The following is a 17,714-nucleotide window of genomic DNA, read 5'->3' on the forward strand; positions in this document are numbered from 1 at the left end:
AGCAGTCGGCTACTCAAGCAAGCTGAATCACGTCAGCTATTCTAACACGATTTTATAAATCGGTCTAGTCCGTTAACGGCAGTAAAAAGGAAGAATCCAAGAGAAAAACATGCACTATTTAACCCAAACAATCGAACCCTGGATGCCGGCCGGCGCCCTAAAAGCCAAGGCAGATGTTGCCAACATTGCTCAAGGGGCTGGTTGGCAGCGCCTGCCCATCGAACGCTACAATGACGTCCGCTTTCCCGCAGCCCTTCGGCAGGAAAAAATTAATTACTTTTTGACCGGAATTGGTCTAGGCGACGTCCTGGTCCACCAGTTCCCCACTTACATGTCCAAAGACTTTGAAAAGGAATTCCAAGCAGCCGTCCAAAGTCGCGGGGCCAAGTACGTCTTGTTTATCCACGACTTCGAACCCCTCCGTTTGCAGCGTGACGACACCTGGGAGTGGGCGCTGGCGGAGCAAGCCGACCTAATTGTCGTCCACTCGGATGCGATGGCGGCTGCTTTACAGAAAGAAGGTGTTCAAACACCGACGATCACCCTGGGCCTCTTTGATTATCTGGGGCCTGCACCTACTTCGCTGCCGACTTTTTCAACGGTGCTAAACTACGCCGGCACCTGGCAAAAGGCCCCCTGGCTAAAAAGCTACCAGGGACCAGCGCTCAAGCTCTTTGGTTCCCGGCCCAAACGCTGGCAGGAGGTTACACTTCCTGCCAGTGTCGACTGGGTCGGTGCCTTTTCACCAGAAGACATCCCCCTAGCCTTCCAATCCGGCTTCGGCCTACTCTGGGACTCGGACTACGAGGAGAAACTTTTTCAGTCCTACACAAAGGTCAACGCCCCGCACAAGGCTTCCCTCTATCTAAAGGCCGGGCTGCCCCTGATTGTTTGGTCAAAATCCTACTTGGCCGACCTGGTCAGGACAGAAGAAATCGGCTTGACCATCGACAACTTAGCCGACCTCAATGAAAAATTAGCGACTTTAACCAAAAGCGAGTACGAAACTTATCAGAAAAATCTACTGGTCCTAAAAGACCGTGTCGAAAGCGGCTTTTATACCAGAACCGCACTGGACAAGGTCGTCCGCTTCTTTGACTAGCCAAGACCGCTCTTTCTTGGTAAACTACTTGCTGGGGAGTCCGTCAGACGGGCTGAGAGGGTAATGTGATTACCGACCCATGAACCTGATACGGATCATGCCGTCGTAGGAAATTTTCCACGCTTTAATGGACGTCTTTTCAGGCGTCCTTTTTTTGTGGAAAAGTCTGAGGAAAGGAGGCTTTTTTCGGCATGGCACTGTCAGTTTCCACTGTCAAAACCATTGTAAGACCAAAGGAGTCGCCAAATGAAACAGTCCCCTTCCCTTAAAAAGATGCTAGTCACCGCACTCTTAGCCGCGTTGGCCTATGTCTTAAACACCGCCGTGGTCTTTCCGGCCATGGCCCCCTTCCAACACTTCGTCAACGTGCTGGCTGTCTATCTGCTCGGCCCTTGGTACGGCATGGCGGCCGCTTTCATTTGCGGTTCCTTGCGCATGCTTTCAGGGCGAACGATCATGGCCGTCACCGGTGGCATTGTCGGCCCAGTCCTCGCCGGCTTTTTGTACAAGAAGACCAAGAACGTCTGCCTCCTTGCCCTAGGAGAAATGGTCGGTTCCGGCATTTTGGGTGCTCTTTTGTCCTACCCCTTCATGGTCACCTTTTACGGCATGAAGGCCGGCAACTGGGCCCAGTTGATTCCCTTCTTCCTCCCATCAGCAGCCGTCGGTAGTCTGCTTGGCCTGCTAACCATTCTGTTGACCAAAAAGACTGGTCTAATCGACAAGCTAAAAGCCAAAATTAATGCTTAAAGAAAAAAGCCCAGACATTGCTGTCTGGGGCTTTTTTATCACCGTGGAATCGACGTTTGATTGGTTGGCAAGAAGACAAACTTCCTTGCCGAATACCCTAAATCAAAGAGGCCGGTCACGTAATCAATCTCATCGCGATGTTCCTGGTAGGCGGTCATCAAATCGCTTTGGCTGATGGTTTGGGTGGCCTTCCAATAGGAATTCTGTGCGCTATAATCTGCAAGGTCGACCGCTGTCGAGTCAATCACCGAAGTTGTAAAAGTCCCGTCATGATTATCCGTGTACATGACACAATGTTCCGGCATACCGCCTGCCCCTTCACCATCATCGACAATCACAATTTTGTCTGGGTCACCCATGTAAATCGTATAGTGGGTTTTATAGCCCGTACCGTAATCAGTGGGTAGCTCCTTGTAAATCAGCAGAGCCAGCTGCGTCTTTTGTGGCAAGGCGGAAAAAGCGCTGTTTTCCTGATTTTTTGCTTTGTCAGTCGATTGGCTGGACGAATTTTTCGCCGCCCTCTTTTGACTGGTCGACTGCACCTTGACATCTTGATGCTTTGAATCCCTTGCCGGCTGATTCTTACCTAAAAAGAAGGCCCCGGCCAAGACTGCTGCAATCACAAGAGCGACACCGGCCATCACAAAACCCTTATTTCTCATCCAAAACTCCTCTTCACTCATTTCTCTATCGTTGACGATACACTTTTCAGCTAAAAATGTCATCGCTAACCCGCCCAATTCACTAAAAAAGTCCTGCAGGAAAGTTCCTGCAGGACTTTTGCCTTTTAATTCAATTACTGTAGTACACCATGAACGGCCGAAAGGATACCGAACAAAAAACCACCAATTGGAAAGACAATCCACCAATAACGAGCGGCAAAGTCCCAACCGTTTTGAACGGGCCGACGATCAATGACACGCTTGTAGCCAATTGACTTCGGATACTTTTTATCGAGATGTCGCGCCCAGAAAACCTTTAGAAAATAAATCGAAGCAGCCATAACCAAGAAAAGCATGCCCGTCCATAAGATACCGGGCAACGATTGCTTGCTGTCGGGTAGTTGCCCAATCGGGTAGCCAAGTAATGATAGCAGCAAAAAGTCCACCGCCATTACCAAAAACAGCATCGCATTCTTCTCGGCTCGCCGCTGCCGAACCTGTTCTTCCTGCTCTTGTGAATATTCCATAACCTCAATCTCCCTTTGTTCTTCCTCAATATGGTCGAACAAATCACTCAGTGGAAGAGAAAAGGCCTTGGCCACTGAACTGAGCGTTGTTAAGGAAACATCCTGGCCAGCCTCCATTCGCTGAATGGTCCGCACGGTCAAATAAGCTTTCTCGGCTAGCTCTTCTTGCGTCCAGCCCTTTTCTTTTCGTAGTTGAGCAACTCTTGTTTTATCCATGCTTTAAACCTACCCTTTTCAAGCAAAACAAGCCACGACAGCCGACCGACAATCACCCGACAGCCTCTTCTTTCATTATAAAACAAAGATTCTGTCCAAACGAATAACCGAAAGTTTCTTTTGTTTTCCAATTCCCTGTTCGCTCAGTTCACTAAAAAAGTCCTGCAGGAAAGTTCCTGCAGGACTTTTGCCTATTCTTCAATTGATTGAGGGGGCTGCTTCGAAAACTTATCCGTCTTCATGGCAAAGAGCACAATGAGAACGATCGTCAGGATAATGTTCACAACAGAAGCCGGATCAGAAATGGCGCTGACAGACGATTCGGCCATGAAGTTAGTAATGACTTCCAAGACAACCAGGCTGTACCACCAGGGTGACAGGCCCGTGTCAACCAAGCGGCGGTATGCCAAGGAAAGGGTTGGCAAAATGGTGGCCAAGAGGTAAATCAAAAGCGCCAAAACCGAAAGGCCCATGACAATGAAGACACCGGCCGATACTTTCTTCACATCTTGACTGCTAAAGAAGGCAACCAAGAAGGGACCGAAGCCAACCACCATCAAGATAACGTAGACCAGTGCGTTGACGAGCGTTGCCCACCAAAAGTCCGAACGCGAGGAACGGCCCTTAAAGTTGACGTAGTTTTTCCAAAATTTTCCGTAAGCTGTAAACATTGATTCTCCCTATAAAGTTCTATTCGATAGCAATAGTTTAGCATGGGAAACGGTTGGCTGACTAGTCAGGCAGCAAAAAAGGACCGGACAATTTGTCCGGCCCAATCCACTGTTTAGGTTTAGGCACCAAAAATCTTTGACACCTGTGCTTGAATTTTCGTCAAATACGTTTCCTGGTCCTTTTCGGACTGTGCAAAGGCGGCTTCGTCGATTGACTGGTCCTTTTCGTTCAAGGCATCCGCCATCATCTTAGTTGCTTCGGCGTAATCGGCGTATGCCTTGGCCAAAGTCTTGTGCACACCCATGAAGCGAACCGGCACTTGAACGGCTGCCAAAGTCTTGGCGTTTGCTTGGTAGGCAGAAACGGCATCGTCGAATTCGGCCTTGATTTCACCGAATTCAGCCTTGGCCATGTCTTTTACTTTGCCGGCTTCCTTTGCTTCGTCCAACTTAACGAAGAAGGGCGATACGTGATCAGCCGTTTCCTGCGTGTTAGTCAACACGTCTTGCAAAGTCGTCACGTAGTACTGCATTTGTTTTGGGTTAAATTTTGCCAATGTCTTATCCTCGATTAAAAAATGTTCGTTGCACCCATTTTACCAGCTCGACGATAACAATGATAGCAAGAGAAGCGGCAATCACGATCAACCATTGGTAAGGATCCAAGTTCGTCACGTGGAAGATTGGATTCAGTGGCTTGATCACCACAACGGCCATCATGGCCAACAAGGAGAAGAGCAGGGCCCCGTTGAAGAAGTGGTTTTTAAAGGCCGACCCGTTCAACTGGGACTGGTAAACCGACTTGACGTTGATGGCGTTAAACATTTGCATCAACCCCAGGGTCATGAAGGCCATCGTCAAGGCATCCCCGTGAACCAGAGCCGTTCCCGAATGGTCCGGGAAGGCCAGGGCAAAGGCGTAAACCGACAAAACTAACGCAGCCTGCAGCATTCCCTGCCAAACAATGGCCGGACCGACACCACCGGAAAGGAAGTTGGCCGTCTTTCCGCGGGGGCTTTGCTGCATGATGTTTTTCTGGGCCGGTTCAAGACCTAAGGCAATGGCTGGCATGGTATCGGTCACCAAGTTAATCCACAAGATCATAACCGGCGCCAACACTTCCCAACCGAGCAAGGTCATCGTGAAGATGGCAATCACTTCGGCCAGGTTAGAGGCCAGCAAGTATTGCAAGGCCTTTTGAATGTTGGCAAAGACCTTTCTTCCTTCCTTGACGGCCGTCACAATCGTCGAGAAGTTATCATCGGCCAGCACCATGTCGGCGGCCTCCTTTGATACTTCCGTTCCGGTGATTCCCATGGCAACCCCGATGTCGGCCGCCTTTAAGGCTGGCGCATCGTTGACACCGTCACCGGTCATGGCCACGACCTTGCCCTTTTGCTGCCAGGCCTGGACAATTCGGACCTTGTGGGCTGGAGCGACACGGGCGTAGACTTTGACGTCTTCGACCCGCTGTTCGAACTGTTCGTCGGACAGTTCATCCAAGCCAGCGCCGGTCAAAACCGTCTTTGCACGGTCATCTTCTTCATCTAAGATACCCAAGCGACCGGCAATCGCTGCTGCCGTTTGTGGGTGGTCACCGGTAATCATCATTGGCCGAATCCCGGCCGCCTTGGCCTGGGCTACCGAATCCTTGACTTCCGGACGTTCCGGATCGATCATGGCAACAAAACCAATCAAAGTCAGACCCGTTTCCATTTCTTCGGACTTGGCTTCTTCGGGTAAAGTCTCCAGCGACTTTTCCGCAAAGGCCAGAACTCGGAGGGCCTGGTCAGCCAAGCGTCCGTTCAACTCCTGGAAATGAGCCAAATCGTCATTGGTAAAGGGCCGAACCTGGCCATCTTCTAAGACCTGGGTCACACGAGCCAAAACGGCATCCGGCGCACCCTTGACCGTCACCTGGTAGGCATCTTCGGCTCCATAGATCGTCGTCATCAGCTTCCGTTCGGAATCAAAGGGAATCTCTTGCAAGCGTTCTTGCCCACGCAGTTCTGCCAAGCGGTCCGGCCGGTACTTTTCGTTAAAGTCGATCAGGGCCGTCTCGGTTGGATCGCCGACCAAGCCTTCGGCCGTCAGCTGGCTGTCGTTGTTTAAGGTCATGATGTCGCCAAGGATGCCGGCAGCCTTTGATAACTCTTCCTTATCAAAGGGGTTTTCCGCATCTAAGTCGACAATCTGGCCGTTCAAGACGACTTTTTCAACCGTCATTTTGTTTTGCGTCAACGTTCCCGTCTTATCGGAACCGATGATGTCAGTCGAACCAAGGGTTTCAACGGCTGGTAGCTTGCGCACCAGAGCCGCCTTCTTGGCCATCCGGGCCGTACCCAAGGCCAGGGTGATTGTCACGATGGCCGGCAATCCTTCTGGGATGGCCGCCACGGCCAAGGAGATGGCCGTCAAAATTAAGTCAATGATTGGCATGTTTTGCGTGAAGTAGCCAATCACAAAGGTCAAGGCCGCAATGGCCAAAATAAGGTAGGTTAAGACCTTTGACAGAGACTTCAAGTTTTCCTGCAGTGGTGTCTTGGTTTCGTCTTGACCCTGCAAAGCACCGGCGATTTGACCGACTTCGGTGGCCATTCCGGTGGCCACTACGATACCAAGAGCGCGTCCATAGACAACGTGGGCGTTCATGAAGGCCAGGTTATCCTGGTCACCCAAGGGCAGTTTGTCGGCCGTCAACGTCTTGTCCGTCTTTTCAACCGGAACGGATTCCCCTGTCAAAGCCGCTTCCTCAACCCTTAGGTTGGCCACGTCGACCAAGCGCAGGTCAGCCGGCACGACATCCCCGGCTTCCAAAGAAACCAAGTCACCCTTGACCAATTCGGTGGCTGGCACCTGTTCAGGCTTCCCGTCGCGAATGACGGTCGCCTTTGGCGTGGCCATTTTCTTTAAGGCGTCGATGGCGTTTTCCGACTTGGACTCCTGAAAAACACCAAAGATGGCGTTAATGACCACGATGGCTAGGATAAAGAGGGCGTCGGTCTGCTCTCCTGTTAGAGCGGCAATCAAGGCGGCGGCTAACAAAATCCCAATCATCAGGTCCTTAAACTGGTCGATGAATTTGGACAGCAAGGACTGCTTCTTTTTTGCAGTCAGGGCGTTTGGCCCATCGGCTTCAAGGCGGTCGGCCGCCTGCTGCTTGCTCAACCCCGTCTTCAGATTGCTCTGAAGTTCTTCAACTAATTCTTGTTGATCCACTTGGTAAAACGGCTTTTTCAACTTTTTCTCCTTTGATTTTCTTCCTGATAAAGAAAAAGAGACCTATGGAAGTAGGAAAAATCCTACTCTCATAAGTCTCGCTGTTTAATGCTGAGCCGGCGCCTTGGCGCGATAAAAGGTGTGACCACCTCGGTTTGACGGTACTCAGCAACGACTAGGTCGCCAGTTACTCCCTCAGGAATGAGTTGTTACTATTATTATATCAGCTGCTTTCAAAAAGGCAACGCCCCACTTCTAATTATTCAAAAAAATCATATTATTTAAAAGTCGGTTGACCACCCCGTCAGCTTATTGTACTATTAAGAAGTACACACAAGGAGGAAGCATCATGAATGTTTTTGTTATTGGCGCCACCGGAATGGCAGGTTCGGCCGTTGTAAAGGAAGCTCGTAAACAGGGACTTGAGGTCATTGCCAACGGGCGCAACCTCGATAAATTAATGGCACTAAAGGGCGCTGATCAAGGCATTATCCTGCTTCAAAAGGACGCCTTTCAATTGACCGAAAAGGACTTTAAACAGGTTGACAGCATCATCGATGCCTTTGCCATCGCACCCGACCAAGCCTACCGGCAGGTTGACTTGGCCGCCAAGCTAGTCGCCCTCCTGCGCAATCAAGAGACCCGGATTGGCTTTATCCTCGGTGCCGGCAGCCTCTATGCTGACGATTCAAAGACCAGCCTGGTCTACGATGCCATCAAGGCCGATGACAGCAGCAAGCCCTGGCGGGCCACACCGGAAAACCAGCTCTACGAACTGGACTTCTTAAAGAACGTTCAAAACGTGAACTGGTTTGGCGTCTCCCCTGCCATCAGCTTCCTCCCTGGTGAAAAGTCTGATAAGATTCTCTACGGAACAGACGTCGTGCTCACAAACGAAGCCGGCAAGTCCGAAACAACGGCCGGCACAATGGCCGTTGCCGTAGTGGACGAACTTCTGAAGCCAGCACACCAACAAAGCCGTTTCACGGTTGCCAATGGCTGACTTCTTTGAAAAGATTAATTAAAAAGTTCCGAGATTTTTACTCGGGACTTTTTTCATTTCAACGTTCGACCGTGTAATCTTTAGCCGGCATGTAACCGAGAACGGAATATTTTCCACCATCTAGGGTCCCGAACTCTTCATGGATGTGCACTTGCTGGCCATCAATCCGATAGGTGATTTTATCGTAGCCCTTGGCTCCAGCACCACCACCGACCAATGTTGTATCGGCCGATTGGCTCAAAATTTTCTGGCTATCACTCGGCCATTCGCCCCCGACTTTTTCAATTAAGGATTCGGCTTCCGACAAAGTGAGGACATTACTCTTCGATTGACTACTTTTTACAGTAGTTGTCCCCTGCTTTTCTTGCCGACTACCGCCATCTTGTTGCTGAACAAGGACAGCAGCGGTCCCGATGCCGACAACAATCACCAAGGCAAGAACCCAGCGAACATAAATCTTTTTCATCATTTTGTATACTTCCCTTTTCTTCCAAACCCTATTTTACCCCATCCCCAGCCTTTTTTAATCTTAATTTCATTTTTCTGTTGACATAAATGAAATGGGACTGTATGATTATCAACAAGATATCAAATACATAAACAAGTTGATCAGGAAAGTACCTGCTAAGCAAAGCGTAGAGAGCAACCGGTTGGTGAAAGGTTGCGTGCGTGCGGCGGCGAAAATGACCTGTGATTGGCAACTGTCACTCGGTTTACCGATAGCAGTTGACGGATTGGCCTACGTTACCCAGGCACACCATTCGGCTAGGATCATTCTCCGGGGCCCGATGGTTAGTGAGTCGTATTGGGGTAACCCAATACAATAACCTCAGAATGGTAACGCGAAAGTCGCTTCTGTTTTTTCCACGTGGGAAACAGGGGCGACTTTTTTTGTTATCAAAAACATTTTAGGAGAGAAACACATGTCAAAGAAAAAGTGGATCATTTCAGGAATCGCCGTCGTCGCTGTCGCATCAGCCGCCTTCTTCAGCTTTGGGTCACACGGCTCATCGGAAGATAAGACCATCACGGTTGGCCGCATGGCTTCCACAAAAGACGATGACGCCATCTGGGATGCCGTTAAGAAGCAAGCCAAGGACGAATACGGTATCAACGTGAAATACAAGATCTTCACGGACTACTCACAGCCAAACAAGGCCTTGACGAGTGGTGACATCGACGTCAACGCCTTCCAGCACTACGCCTTCTTGGACGCTTACAACAAGAAGAACAACACGGACATCAAGGCCATTGGTAAGACGGTGATCTCACCAATCCACCTTTACTCAAACACTTACAAGTCCGTTTCTGACTTTAAGGACGGCGACACGATTGTCGTACCAAACGACCCATCAAACGAAAGTCGTGCTTTGAAGGTTCTGAAGTACGCCGGTTTGATCGACTTGAAGGATGGCCAAGACCTGGTAACGGTAAAGGACATCACGAAGAACCCTAAGAACTTGACGATTAAGGAATTGTCAGCCGACCAAACGGCCCGCGCCATCAACGACGTTCAGGGTGCCGTGGTTAACGGAACTTACGCCTCAACGGCACACTTGACGGACAAGCAGTCAATCTTCACGGAACCATTTAACAAGGATTCTGAAAAGTGGGTCAACATCATTGCGGCCAACAAGAAGGACGCCAACAAGAAGCTTTACAAGGAATTTGTGAAGGCTTACCAGTCTGACGCTGTGAAGAAGGCCATCAAGAAGTCAAACGGTGACCGTTCAATCCCAGCCTGGGACCGTTCATTTAGCTAAAAGGAAATGAACAATCACGTGGGAGGCTCCCACGTACATATTAGATAAGAAAGAAAGGACCCCAAAACATGACAAAAGCCCGAGAAACCTACCTTGATTTACTAAAAGAACTCGTCGCCATCCCCTCGGTATCCGCTAAGCGCGAATACTTACCAGAAGCAGCCAACCGCATTGCCAAGGCCTTAACCGACCTCGGTGGTCAGACAACGGTCGATGACAGCTACTTTGCCCCATTGGTGATTAGCCACTTTAAGAGTCAAAAGCCGGATGCCAAGACCTTAATCATCTACAACCACTACGACGTGCAACCGGCCGAACCCTTCGACCTCTGGAATTCCGATCCCTGGACTTTGACCGAAAAAGACGGCCACTTATACGGACGTGGTGTTGATGACGATAAGGGAAACCTGACGGCCCGCTTGACGGCCCTGGCCGAATACTTAGACGAACACGACCAGCAATTGCCAGTCAACATCATCTTCGTTGTTGAAGGCTCCGAAGAAACCGCTTCTCAGCACTTAGACGATTACTTCAAGAAGCACCCGGAAATCAAGGGTGACCTGATCATCTGGGAGTCCGGTTCAAAGGACGGTGACGGCCGACCAATCATTGGCGGTGGAAACAAGGGAATCGTGACCTTTAATTTGAAGGCCAAGACCGGTGGCATCGATCTTCACTCTTCCTTGGCCGCCGTTGTCAATTCAGCCCCCTGGCGCCTTAGCCAAGCACTGGCGACCTTCTTTGACCAAGACGGCCGCATTCGAGTGCCCCACTTCTACGATCAGGTTAAAAAGCCCAACCAACGGGAAAAGGACTTGATTGCCGCACTGCCTGACAGTAGAGAAGACTTTATCAAGAAGAACCAAATTGAAGCGCCACTCTTGACCGACAAGCGCGGTGATGACTGGAAACAGGCCCTCTACTTCGAACCAACGCTGAACATCGAAGGGATCACTTCCGGTTACCAGGGTGCAGGTGTTAAAACCGTCTTACCGGCTGAAGCCACTGCCAAAGTCGAGGCCCGCCTCGTCCCTGGCATGGATCCAGACGACACCTTAAAGGCCATTGAAAAGCACCTGATTGCCCAGGGCTTTGACGACATCGAAGTCGAAAAGACCCTTGGTCAAGGCGGCTACCGTTCCGACATGACGAATCCGGAAATCGAACGGGTGATTCGCTTGAGCAAGGAAGCCTATGGAAAGGAACCGGTAGTCATTCCAACCTCTGCCGGAACCGGCCCAATGAACTACGCCTACGAGGCCACCAAGACACCGATTGTCGGCTTTGGAATTGGTTATCCCGGCACTTTGGACCACGCACCTAATGAAAATATTCGCTTAAAGGACTATGATGAGAACGTGGCCTTTGTAAAAGCCATTCTCGAAAGTTATCAAAAATAAGGAAACAATAACGAAAGTATCATGTCCAACAAAAGCAAACTCATTAACAGCGTCCTCCTAGTCATCATCCTGATCCTGGGTTACTTCTCCTTTGTGAAGCCTAACCAGCAGGAAAGTAAAACGGTTACCATGGGCATCATGGCCGCTAATAAGCAAGACGATGCCGTCTGGGCCCAGGTCTCTAAAACCGCCAAGGAAAAGTACGGCATTACGCTGAAATTCAAGCGCTTCACCGATTACTCCCAGCCCAACAAGGCTTTGGATAACGGCGATGTCGACTTGAACGCCTTTCAGCACTACGCCTTCTTGGATGCATATAATAGTAAAAACAAGACGAATTTGACCGCCATTGGCCAGACTTTTATCGCACCTATCCACCTCTACTCGCAGTCCTATAAGAACGTTTCGGACTTTCAAGACGGTGACACCATCGTGGTGCCAAACGATGCTTCCAATGAAAGCCGGGCCCTCTACGTTTTGAAAAACGCCGGATTGATTGAACTCTCCTCCGATTCCAACCTCAAAACGACCAAGGATATCACGAAGAATCCAAAGAACCTGAAGATTAAGGAAATCTCGGCCGACCAAACGGCCCGGACTCTGGGCGATGCCAAGGGTGTCGTTGTCAACGGCAACTACGCCACGGCCGCCGGCCTTTCGCTAAAGGACAGCATCTTTACCGAACCACTGAACAAGGATGCTAAGCTCTGGATCAACGTGATTGCTGCCCGTTCTTCCGACAAGCAAAACAAGCTTTACAAAGAAGTGGTCAAGTCCTTCCAAACAAAGGAAGTCAAGCAGGTTATTCAAAAGCAGTACGGCGATGCCGAACAACCCGCCTGGGATAAGAACTTTAACTAAACAGAAACGAAAGGAAGGCCTCTATGACAGCCCCCATTATTTCACTACAAAACATCGACGTGACCTTTACTCCAAAGGGCAAGACCATCCACGCCGTAAAAGACGTGTCCATTGACGTCCAAAAGGGTGACATCTACGGAATCGTCGGCTACTCCGGTGCCGGTAAGTCGACTTTGGTCCGCACGGTTAACCTCTTGCAAGAACCAACAGCCGGTTCTGTTATCATCAACGGCGAGACCTTCTTCTCAAAGGTCGATGGTCAAGCAAAGACCCAGATTAAGGGAAACGAATTAAAGGAAAAGCGCCGCAAGATCGGCATGATTTTCCAGCACTTCAACCTCCTAAACGAACGAACGGTTGAAGAAAACGTGCTCTTTGCCCTTGAAAACAGCAAGGATAAGGAAGCAGACAAGAAGAAAAAAGTCGAAGGTCTCTTGGACCTGGTCGACCTCTCCGACCGTGCCAAGCAGTACCCTTCACAACTTTCCGGTGGTCAAAAGCAGCGTGTGGCCATTGCCCGTGCCCTAGCAAACGATCCCGAAATCTTGATTTCAGATGAAGCAACGTCTGCTCTTGATCCAAAGACGACCCGTCAAATCTTGGCCCTGCTCAAAAAGCTGAACCAGGAATACAACCTGACGGTTTTGTTAATCACTCACGAAATGGAAGCGGTCAAGTCGATTGCTAACAAAGTCGCTGTAATGCAAAACGGCCGCGTCTTGGAAAAGGGTTCAACTTTGGACATCTTTACCAAGCCACAGGCTGAACTAACCAAGGAATTCATTGCCACAGCTACTAACCAGGACCAGGCAATCGAAGCCATCAGTCAAAGCGAAGCGGTTGAAGACCTGACGAACGGTCAAATTTTTGCCCAACTGACTTATTCTGGTAACGCAACAAACGAGCCACTGATTACCAGTCTTTACCAAAACTTTGGCATCGTTGCCAACATTCTCTACGGAAACGTCGAAGTCCTCCAGGACACCGAAGTCGGCTCCCTCCTTGTTATCCTGTCTGGTGACACGACCAACATGGATGCGGCCCTCGACTTCTTAGCTGCCCAATCCGTTTCCGTTAACATCTTGAAGGGAGAACAAGCATGAGTACATGGTTTTCACAAACATTTCCAAACGTCGTCTACCAAGGCTGGGGCGGTGACACTGGCTGGGGAACGGCCATCTTCCAAACGCTCTTCATGACTTTTTGGTCAGCCGTCTTTGGTGGTCTGCTCGGCTTGATTTTCGGAATTGGCTTGGTTGTGACTGGCCCACGCGGGATCACGCCAAACAAGACCATCTTCTGGATATTAGATAAGATCGTTTCCATCTTCCGTGCCGTGCCATTCATTATTTTGCTGGCCTTCATCGCGCCCTTCACCAAGGCCCTGGTTGGAACCCAAATTGGTATCAACGCCGCTTTGGTTCCCCTCTCCCTCGGTGTCTTCCCCTTCTATGCCCGCCAGATTCAGGTGGCGCTTTCAGAAGTCGATGGTGGAATCGTTGAGGCCGCACAGGCCGTTGGCGCTTCCTTTATCCAAATCGTCTTTGGCGTGTACATCAAGGAAGGCCGCTCTGAAATCATTCGCGTTTCAACGGTGACCCTGATTTCTCTGATTGGTTTGACTGCCATGGCCGGTGCCATCGGTGCCGGTGGCCTTGGTAACATGGCCGTTGCTTACGGATACAACCGCTTTGCTAATGACACGACTTTGGTCGCAACCGTCTTGGTTCTGATCATGGTCTTGATCGTGCAAGTGACTGGCGACTGGTTGGCCAAGAAGTACAACCACAAATAAGTTCTTTAAAAAGTCCCGCTTGAAGCGGGACTTTTTCTTTGCGGTAATGGCGGAAGTTTTTATACTTATAGCGGCAATTTGTAGTAAAATATTCTTTCGTCGGAGGTCTGATAACGTGACAGTAAATCCATTTCCATCCCATGAACGCGTCCTTTTTGCCAGCCTATTAACCATGACGGCCGGCTCCATTGACGCCTATTCCTACCACATGCACGGCCAGGTTTTCGCTGGACTGCAGACCGGTAACATCATTCTGCTTGGCATCAACGTTAGCCAGTTTCATTGGGGCAGCGCCGGTCAGTATATCTTTTCCTTGATGGCCTTTGCCATCGGGACTTTGATCGTTAAGTTCATGCAGCACTACCGGGTGCTAAAAAATCTCGAACACGATAAGGAACGGGAATACATCCTGCTCTACATGACCGTTCTCCTCTCCCTGTCGGCCGTGATTGGTCGCTCGGTCCCCAACATGCTGGCCACAGCTATTCTATCGATTGCTGCCGCTGCAGCCCTCCAGGAGTTCCGAATTCTAAAAGGCAGCGCCTTCATGCCCCTTTTGATGACCGGTAACTTACGGACCCTCTGTGCCGCAACTTACGAAGGCCTAATCCGTAAGGATAAAGCCATGGCTGAACGAGCCCGAGACTTGGCGACGGTCATTGCCGCCTTCTTCCTGGGTGCTTTGGTCATCAGTTTGCTGATTCCGGTTGTTAAAGACTACGCCATTCTCTTCTCGGCCATGCTCACCCTTGCCATGAGCCGTATCGTTCACTGGGAATAATAAATAAAATAAAAAGCCTCCGGCATTGGTGCCGGGGGCTTTTTTCATCAAGGGGCTCTCATTTTACATCATCTTTGGCTTTTCAATTCGCAGAAAGCGCTTTTTATTGCCGACCTGGAGTAAGGCCTGGCCAACCGGAAGGTCGAACACCTTGCCCGCCTCCTTCTTGGAAAGGCCCATGTTCAGCAGTTCATCAACTGATTGATAGCGGTGAATGAACTGGTTGGCACATTGGCCACGCATGACTTTTGGCAAATCCTCTTGGGACTGAGTGGCAATGACCACGTTTAAGTGGTGTTTTCGACCCTCGCGAAGCAGCTGAAAGAGGCCGTTCTCGTTAATCGGGCCCGTTTGGTCAATGTAGCGGTGGGCTTCGTCTAAGAAGAGGACCACTGGCTGTTTGACAGCACTTGCCAACCGGTTTTGGAGGGTGCGCTGCATGAGATGGGACAAGACCCGTTTTTGGACCTTTGGATGGTCTTGCAAGGCCGCTAAATCAATTACCAAAGAGCGGTTAGAACCGGCTTTTTCTTCAAAGGTCTTCAAGATAAAAGTCAATTCATATTGCGTTTTACCATTCTCCAAGGGATGAAAATGGAAAATTTTATTCAGTTCTTCATCATCAAGTTGCCCCTGCAAGTCCTGAATGGCCGCCCAGTTTTTCTGAATGGCCGGATGATCGAGCTCTTGACCCAGCAGCTGATAATCAGCTCGTTCGTCTGGAAAGGGCCGGACAAACTCCTGCTGCAATTGCTTGGCCAGGAGGGTCATGTCGTAGTCTTGGTTTAAAACCGTCAAGCCCTCCAAATCTCGTTCGTGTTCAGCAGCCGAGCGATTGACTTTGCTGTACAAGCCACCCGGCCCAGCTTTCAAAGTCGCCTGAATCCGCAGCGAGTAAATTGCCGCCTGCAGCTTCAACACCAGCTCAGTCGACCAATTTAAGCCCAGCAAAGAGACGATTTCTTCGGCCGATTGCGAGCGCAAGTCGATGTAGCCATTTTGACCAAGCCGGTAAGTCACTACGTTTTCCAGATCCCGGCCATATTCCCCCGTTGGGTCGAAGACAATGTTGGTCACGTTTACCTGCTGCAACTGGCTGATAATCTGCTTGGCCGAAGTTGACTTGCCAGATCCAGTTTGCCCGGTAATCAGGAGGTGCTTGCCTAAGAGACTTTGGTAGGGCAAAGAGAAGGGGCGGTTCAAAAAGCCCTTACCAAGGTAGATTTCTGCTTGATTCGCTTTGCTCATTGCCCTCTCCAATCGCTTATTTCTTGCCATCATTATAGCAAAAAAGTCCCTCGCGGAAGCGGAGGACCCAAAACTAGCGTGTTAATTTGAATTCGAAACGGTCACCCACGTAGTAGGAGCGAACATATTCGAAGGGGTTATCCTGCTGGTCATAGGAGACCTGGCGAACCGATAAGATCGGGTCACCACGCTTAATTTCAAGCAAGGCCGCCTGCCGTTCAGTGGCCAAGGAAGCGGTAATCGTCTGTTCGGCTCGACCGGGCTGAATGCCGGCATCGATCAAGGTCTTGTAAAGCGAATCCGTCAATTCGGAGCGGGTAAAGTTATTGACCAACTTCACTGGCAAAGTCGTCTGCTCCAGCAAGATTGGTTCGGCATCCCCCAAACGCAAGCGTTCCATGACCAAGACTTCGTCTTCCGCCTTAAGCTTCAAGTGGTCCATTTCGGAAACGGAGGGCGTCGTGACTTTGTATGAAACGGTCACTGACTGAGCGGTCCTGCCGGACTTTTTCATTAGTTCGGTAAAAGAGGTCATGCCAAGGGCCCGTTCGGAAACCTTCTTTTCGGCAACGAAAGTCCCGGAACCAACCCGCCGTTCCAAAATCCCCTCGTCGACCAAAGTCTGGATGGCCTGACGCAGAGTCATTCGCGACACATTGAAGGCTGCAGCCAATTCACGTTCAGCCGGTAGTCGTTTATTCGTCTTCCACTCTCCAGCTGCAATTCGTTGGCGGATTTCATTATGAATTTCAATATAGCGTGGTATAGCCATGCTTAAAACCTCCTCTAGTGGATAAGTTCGGTTTATCTCGGGATTGTCCCCAGTGATTTTCTTTTTTCATTATAATTGGTCTAGTCATAGAATTCAAATCACATTTGCGTGTCAGGCTGATGTCAGCGGCCTTTTGGTCGGATTGACGATTTACTAGCCAAAAATTCTAAAAAATCCAGACTTTTTTCTAGGGAAAGACTTGCAATTTCATGAAAAATTAGCTAATATATATCAAGTAATTGCCCCTTGGCCAAGCGGTAAGGCGACGGCTTCTGGTGCCGTTATGCGCTGGTTCGAATCCAGCAGGGGCAATTAATAAAGGAGTGAAACCACCTTGGTTTCACTCCTTTTCTTTTATCTTTGCCTTAATGAAGTGTGGTAAGCTATTAAAAAAAAGAAAGAGGTTTCCATGAATATCCGGCCACTTGAAAAAAAGGACCTACCCCATATTTACCGACAGAAGAACTCCCGTTCCGTCATGGCGCTCTGGTTCGAAGAACCCTACAACTCCTTTGACGAACTTTCCCTGCTGTATGACCGGCACGTGCTCGACCAGACCGAGCGGCGCTTTGTCATTGAAAAGGGTGGCGAATTTGCCGGTGTGGTCGAATTAATGGAAATCAACACGATTCACCGACACGCCGAAATCCAAATCATCATCGACTCCAAGTACCAGGGTCATGGGTTGGCGCAGGCCGGGATGCGGGCAGGTATCGAATACGGTTTTAACGTCTTGAACTTAAACAAAATCTACCTCTATGTCGACGTCGAAAACGCAGCGGCCGTCCATATCTATAAGAAGATTGGATTCCAAGAAGAAGGCCGGCTCATGCAGCACTTCTTTGCCGAAGGCCAGTACCACGACTCCTACATGATGGGCCTTTTCGCCAGTGACTTTCGTGGCAAAGTCGCAGTACCAGTTAAGGCGGATTAACGTCAATTTA

Annotated in this window: 18 protein-coding genes, 1 tRNA gene and 1 riboswitch; of the genes, 11 read left to right on the forward strand and 8 right to left on the reverse strand. The window is 49.9% G+C overall.

The window, feature by feature from the left end; all coding sequences use genetic code 11:
- Positions 1–109: 109 nt before the first annotated feature.
- Both G6R28_RS03850 and thiW read left to right on the forward strand, forming a co-directional pair.
- Entirely contained in the window at positions 110–1,102 is a 993-nt protein-coding gene (locus G6R28_RS03850) for a sugar transferase (protein ID WP_213792927.1), read from the forward strand.
- Positions 1,103–1,124: 22 nt separating this feature from the next.
- Positions 1,125–1,231, forward strand: a riboswitch (TPP riboswitch).
- A 144-nt stretch (positions 1,232–1,375) separates the two neighbouring features.
- Complete coding sequence (thiW, locus tag G6R28_RS03855) at positions 1,376–1,852, forward strand: energy coupling factor transporter S component ThiW (protein ID WP_238479337.1); 477 nt, start codon at positions 1,376–1,378, stop codon at positions 1,850–1,852.
- A gap of 38 nt (positions 1,853–1,890) precedes the next feature.
- Here the strand turns inward: thiW and G6R28_RS03860 are convergent, their stop codons facing one another.
- The 5 genes from G6R28_RS03860 to G6R28_RS03880 all read right to left on the reverse strand — a co-directional run bounded on the left by G6R28_RS03860 (position 1,891) and on the right by G6R28_RS03880 (position 7,168).
- The gene (locus tag G6R28_RS03860; RefSeq protein WP_213792929.1) at positions 1,891–2,514 is read right to left on the reverse strand and encodes a hypothetical protein; all 624 of its coding nucleotides are present in this window, start codon (positions 2,512–2,514) and stop codon (positions 1,891–1,893) included.
- 134 nt (positions 2,515–2,648) lie between these two features.
- Positions 2,649–3,257: a helix-turn-helix domain-containing protein gene (locus G6R28_RS03865; RefSeq protein ID WP_213792930.1), complete on the reverse strand. Its 609-nt coding sequence runs from the start codon at positions 3,255–3,257 to the stop codon at positions 2,649–2,651.
- A 191-nt stretch (positions 3,258–3,448) separates the two neighbouring features.
- Entirely contained in the window at positions 3,449–3,928 is a 480-nt protein-coding gene (locus tag G6R28_RS03870) for a DUF805 domain-containing protein (protein ID WP_213792931.1), read from the reverse strand.
- Positions 3,929–4,047: 119 nt separating this feature from the next.
- Positions 4,048–4,485: a chemotaxis protein gene (locus G6R28_RS03875; RefSeq protein WP_213792932.1), complete on the reverse strand. Its 438-nt coding sequence runs from the start codon at positions 4,483–4,485 to the stop codon at positions 4,048–4,050.
- A gap of 4 nt (positions 4,486–4,489) precedes the next feature.
- A complete protein-coding gene (locus G6R28_RS03880; protein WP_213792933.1) occupies positions 4,490–7,168 on the reverse strand; it encodes a cation-translocating P-type ATPase in 2,679 nt (892 codons plus the stop codon).
- A gap of 328 nt (positions 7,169–7,496) precedes the next feature.
- Here G6R28_RS03880 and G6R28_RS03885 point away from each other — a divergent pair, with 328 nt between their 5' ends.
- On the forward strand, positions 7,497–8,150 hold the full coding sequence (locus G6R28_RS03885) for an NAD(P)-dependent oxidoreductase (RefSeq protein WP_213792934.1): 654 nt from the start codon (positions 7,497–7,499) through the stop codon (positions 8,148–8,150).
- A gap of 58 nt (positions 8,151–8,208) precedes the next feature.
- On the opposite strand, the gene G6R28_RS03890 is transcribed toward G6R28_RS03885, so the two are convergent.
- Positions 8,209–8,619 (reverse strand): hypothetical protein, encoded by a 411-nt coding sequence (locus tag G6R28_RS03890; protein WP_213792935.1) that lies wholly within the window; start codon positions 8,617–8,619, stop codon positions 8,209–8,211.
- Positions 8,620–9,073: 454 nt separating this feature from the next.
- Here G6R28_RS03890 and G6R28_RS03895 point away from each other — a divergent pair, with 454 nt between their 5' ends.
- The 6 genes from G6R28_RS03895 to G6R28_RS03920 all read left to right on the forward strand — a co-directional run bounded on the left by G6R28_RS03895 (position 9,074) and on the right by G6R28_RS03920 (position 14,750).
- Entirely contained in the window at positions 9,074–9,913 is an 840-nt protein-coding gene (locus tag G6R28_RS03895; protein ID WP_213792936.1) for a MetQ/NlpA family ABC transporter substrate-binding protein, read from the forward strand.
- 68 nt (positions 9,914–9,981) lie between these two features.
- A complete protein-coding gene (locus tag G6R28_RS03900) occupies positions 9,982–11,313 on the forward strand; it encodes a M20/M25/M40 family metallo-hydrolase (RefSeq protein ID WP_213792937.1) in 1,332 nt (443 codons plus the stop codon).
- Positions 11,314–11,334: 21 nt separating this feature from the next.
- Positions 11,335–12,174, forward strand: coding sequence for a MetQ/NlpA family ABC transporter substrate-binding protein (locus G6R28_RS03905; protein WP_213792938.1), 840 nt, complete (start codon positions 11,335–11,337; stop codon positions 12,172–12,174).
- Between the two features lie 23 nt (positions 12,175–12,197).
- A complete protein-coding gene (locus G6R28_RS03910; RefSeq protein WP_213792939.1) occupies positions 12,198–13,277 on the forward strand; it encodes a methionine ABC transporter ATP-binding protein in 1,080 nt (359 codons plus the stop codon).
- The gene (locus G6R28_RS03915) at positions 13,274–13,969 is read left to right on the forward strand and encodes a methionine ABC transporter permease (protein ID WP_213792940.1); all 696 of its coding nucleotides are present in this window, start codon (positions 13,274–13,276) and stop codon (positions 13,967–13,969) included. Before G6R28_RS03910 ends, G6R28_RS03915 begins: the two co-directional genes overlap by 4 nt.
- A 115-nt stretch (positions 13,970–14,084) precedes the next feature.
- Positions 14,085–14,750 carry a YoaK family protein gene (locus G6R28_RS03920; RefSeq protein WP_213792941.1) on the forward strand — a complete coding sequence of 222 codons (666 nt, stop codon included), beginning with the start codon at positions 14,085–14,087 and terminating at the stop codon, positions 14,748–14,750.
- A 63-nt stretch (positions 14,751–14,813) separates the two neighbouring features.
- Here the strand turns inward: G6R28_RS03920 and G6R28_RS03925 are convergent, their stop codons facing one another.
- Entirely contained in the window at positions 14,814–15,998 is a 1,185-nt protein-coding gene (locus G6R28_RS03925; protein WP_213792942.1) for an ATP-binding protein, read from the reverse strand.
- 73 nt (positions 15,999–16,071) lie between these two features.
- Positions 16,072–16,770 (reverse strand): GntR family transcriptional regulator, encoded by a 699-nt coding sequence (locus G6R28_RS03930; protein WP_213792943.1) that lies wholly within the window; start codon positions 16,768–16,770, stop codon positions 16,072–16,074.
- Between the two features lie 240 nt (positions 16,771–17,010).
- Here G6R28_RS03930 and G6R28_RS03935 point away from each other — a divergent pair.
- Both G6R28_RS03935 and G6R28_RS03940 read left to right on the forward strand, forming a co-directional pair.
- Positions 17,011–17,082 (forward strand) — tRNA-Gln (locus G6R28_RS03935).
- 97 nt (positions 17,083–17,179) lie between these two features.
- Entirely contained in the window at positions 17,180–17,704 is a 525-nt protein-coding gene (locus tag G6R28_RS03940; protein WP_213792944.1) for a GNAT family N-acetyltransferase, read from the forward strand.
- Positions 17,705–17,714 lie beyond the last annotated feature (10 nt).

This window comes from Fructobacillus papyrifericola (assembly GCF_018437235.1).
Taxonomy (GTDB): Bacteria; Bacillota; Bacilli; order Lactobacillales; family Lactobacillaceae; genus Fructobacillus; species Fructobacillus papyrifericola.